This is a genomic window from Kandleria vitulina DSM 20405, from assembly GCF_000702065.1.
GTDB lineage: Bacteria > Bacillota_I > Bacilli_A > Erysipelotrichales > Coprobacillaceae > Kandleria > Kandleria vitulina.
In genome coordinates this window covers 1-3,263 of sequence record NZ_JNKN01000065.1, presented here as the reverse complement: position 1 = coordinate 3,263, position 3,263 = coordinate 1, and the positions used below count along the sequence as shown (strand labels likewise).

2 protein-coding genes are annotated in these 3,263 nt (G+C 36.2%); both read left to right on the top strand.

Annotation, left to right across the window (positions count from 1 at the left end):
* The first annotated feature begins 188 nt into the window (after window positions 1-188).
* Window positions 189-2,162 carry a glycosyltransferase gene (locus T513_RS0109500; RefSeq protein ID WP_031589894.1) on the top strand — a complete coding sequence of 658 codons (1,974 nt, stop codon included), beginning with the start codon at window positions 189-191 and terminating at the stop codon, window positions 2,160-2,162.
* Window positions 2,155-3,096: a 3'-5' exoribonuclease YhaM family protein gene (locus T513_RS0109495; RefSeq protein WP_029071343.1), complete on the top strand. Its 942-nt coding sequence runs from the start codon at window positions 2,155-2,157 to the stop codon at window positions 3,094-3,096. Before T513_RS0109500 ends, T513_RS0109495 begins: the two co-directional genes overlap by 8 nt.
* The last annotated feature ends 167 nt before the right edge of the window (window positions 3,097-3,263 follow it).

The following is a 3,263-nucleotide window of genomic DNA, read 5'->3' as shown; positions in this document are numbered from 1 at the left end:
CGGAAGTTAAGCATCGCAGCGGCGACGATAGTCGGAAACGGCAAAAACAGCACGCTGCCAGTCTGTCCGGTCCCCAAGGGGACTCCTTTTTTTTACCCAAAATTAGGGGTTAATACCCATATTTTTGACTTTATACCTACTCGGTTTTGTAGTAAAATATCCATAGCTTATTAGAAAGGATGAGTCGTATGAATATCGCAATCTTTACTGATACATATCTCCCCGATTTAAACGGGGTGGCTACTTCATCGCGCATATTGCATGATGAACTTGTTAAACATGGTCATCATGTGCTTGTAGTAACGACTGAATTGCCAAGTGGCTCAGATTATCAGGATGATGCATTGACAGTACGTATACCTGGTATTGATATCAAGAAGCTTTATGGATATCGTGCTTCTACCATTTATTCTTTTGATGGTATGAAAGAAATAAGAGAATTTATGCCTGATGTCATTCATGTACAGACAGAATTTGGCGTTGGTATATTTGGGCGTATTGTTGGAGAAATTCTTAATGTTCCTGTATGCTATACATATCATACGATGTGGACTGATTACTCTCATTATTTAAGCAGAGGCGTTAAACCGATTGATGTTGTTATGAAGAAGATCATAGAAAAGATTTCTAAGATCTATGGCAACTCATGTGCACAGCTGATTGTGCCATCGCAAAAGACAGCTGATGAACTTTCTTCTTATGGCATTGAGAAGAATATGAACGTTATTGGAACAGGTCTTGTATTAGATCATTTTAGTCCTCAACACCGAAATGAAGAAATCATTCAAGATATTAAAAAGACATATGAATTAGATGATCATTTTGTTATCCTTTTCTTAGGACGCATTGCTCAAGAAAAAAGCATCGATGTTTTAATTGAAGCGATGGAGGATATTATTAAGGAGAGAGAGGATGCTCTTCTTCTTATTGTTGGTGGTGGACCAAGCTTATCTACGTTAAAAGATCTTGTAAAAGAAAAAGGATTAGAAGACTGTGTGATCTTCACTGGTCCAAAGGATTCTAAGCTTGTACCACAGTATTATCATGTCGCTGACGCTTTTGTTTCGGCATCTACATCAGAAACACAGGGATTGACTTATATTGAAGCGATGGCTTCAGGATTACCTGTTTTTGCACGTTATGACCGTAACCTTGAAGATGTGATTAAAAATGGAGAAAATGGATTTTTCTTTGAGACAAAGGAAGAGCTGATTGAAGAGCTTGTTTCTTTTGATGAAGAAGATAAAAGAATAAGCCAACAGGCGTTGATTGATTCCCAGCAGTTTTCTAGTGAAATCTTCTATGAGAAAATTCTTGCGGTCTATCAGAAAGCCATTGATAGTTTTACATACTGCTATAAGATTTCATCTATTTCAAAAGCTAAGACGGGCTATCTGATGACGGTCAATGAAGGTAATCAGCAGTTTTTAGTCAAGCTTACGAAACAGTCCATTGAAGAATTTCAGTTATGTGAAGGTCTTGATATAGATCGTGAAACTTTGGATATATTAAGAGATCTTGAACAGGTACAAGATTGTTATAATGCCGCTTTAAAGCTTTTATCTTATAAGGATTATTCTTCCTCTAAGTTGAAAGCCAGATTAGAAAAGAAGGGACCTTATAGTGATGAAGTCATTTCTCATACGATAGCGCATCTAGAAGAAAAGAAGCTGATTGATGATTATGAATACTGCTATAATTATATTGAATCATCTTTAAATAAGGGATATGGCTTTAATCGTGCAGTTGCTTCTTTAAAGAAGGAAGGCATGAGTGCTGATATTATCAATCATACTTTAGAAGCATTTTCGGATGAATTGGAATATGATAAGGCTATAGAGATTATTGAGAAGCTTTATAATGCCAATCATACCCGTTCACCAAATGCCTTGATTGCTAATATCAAAAGCAAGCTATTTAACAAAGGGTTTAAAACAGAGACAGTTGATCGTGCTTTAGATCATGTAGAAATGCATTTTCCTGAAGAAGAGACACAGGCTCTTTTAAAACAGGAATATGAGCGTGCCTATAGACGCTATCATAATAAGTATGAAGGACAGTCTCTTAAGAATAAGATTGTTCAGTTCTTAATGAGAAAAGGATATGAATATTCGGATATTACATCTCTTTTAGAAGAAGTATGGAGTGAAGATAATGAATAAAATTAAAGAATTAGAACCAGGAATGGATAATGTCGAATTCAGAGCCATTATTTCTCAGGTTACTGTAGGAAAAACAAATGGTGCCAATAAAAGCAATTATCTGAATCTGACATTGCAGGATAGTACAGGCATTCTTGATGCAAAGATGTGGTCTGTTAAAAAAGAAGATATCGAAGCTTTCGTGCAGGGTACAGTTGTAGAAGGCAAAGGGGATATTATCAAGTACAGTGGTGCTAGACAGATGAAAGTCATTAAGATGACAGCCATCGAGATGACTGATGAGCAAAAATCCGCATTTTTACCTAAGGCTCCGCTTGATAAGGATATCATGATCAAAGATATCGAAGATACTATTGCAGGAATGAAGAATGAAGATTATAAGACATTAACATCTGCGTTAATAAAAGAACATCGCGATGAATTTATTCTTTTCCCAGCCGCAAGCAGAAATCACCATGAATTTGTTTCAGGGTTGATCTATCATACATACTGCATGCTGCAATTGGCAAAATCAGCCGCAAAAATGTATCAGAGTCTAGATGAAGATCTTCTTTTTGCTGGTGTCATTCTTCATGATATCGGGAAAATCAGAGAGCTATCTGGACCAATTACACCACATTATACTGTTGAAGGTAACCTGTTAGGTCATATTTCCATTGGTGCTATGATGATCAGTGAGAAAGCTAAGGAACTTGGCATCAATGATGAGCATGTGCAGCTTCTTATTCATATGATCCTTTCTCATCATGGAAAGAATGAATATGGTTCACCTGTTTTACCTCAGTTAAAAGAAGCAGAAGTTCTTTATCTGATTGATAATATTGATGCTAGAATGAATATGTTCTTGAAGGCAGAAGATCAGGTTGAAGAAGGAGAATATACAAAACGTATTTTTGCTTTAGAAAACAGAAATGTCTATAAGATGAAGAAATAGAAGAAAGTACACTCTTAGCAGTGTACTTTTTATAAAGTTCCCGACAGAAAACCCACGTGCCTTCAGGCCGTAGGATAAATATCAGTAAAATATATGGTATAATATACATACAGGAAATCCTATTTCCGAGTCTTTAGAAAGGAGAAAGCTGTATGCATCTTACCGTA

Coding starts and splice junctions, on each gene's coding strand:
- T513_RS0109495 (WP_029071343.1), top strand. CDS start 2,155: ATGAATAAAATTAAAGAATTAGAACCAGGAATGGATAATGTCGAATTC.
- T513_RS0109500 (WP_031589894.1), top strand. CDS start 189: ATGAATATCGCAATCTTTACTGATACATATCTCCCCGATTTAAACGGG.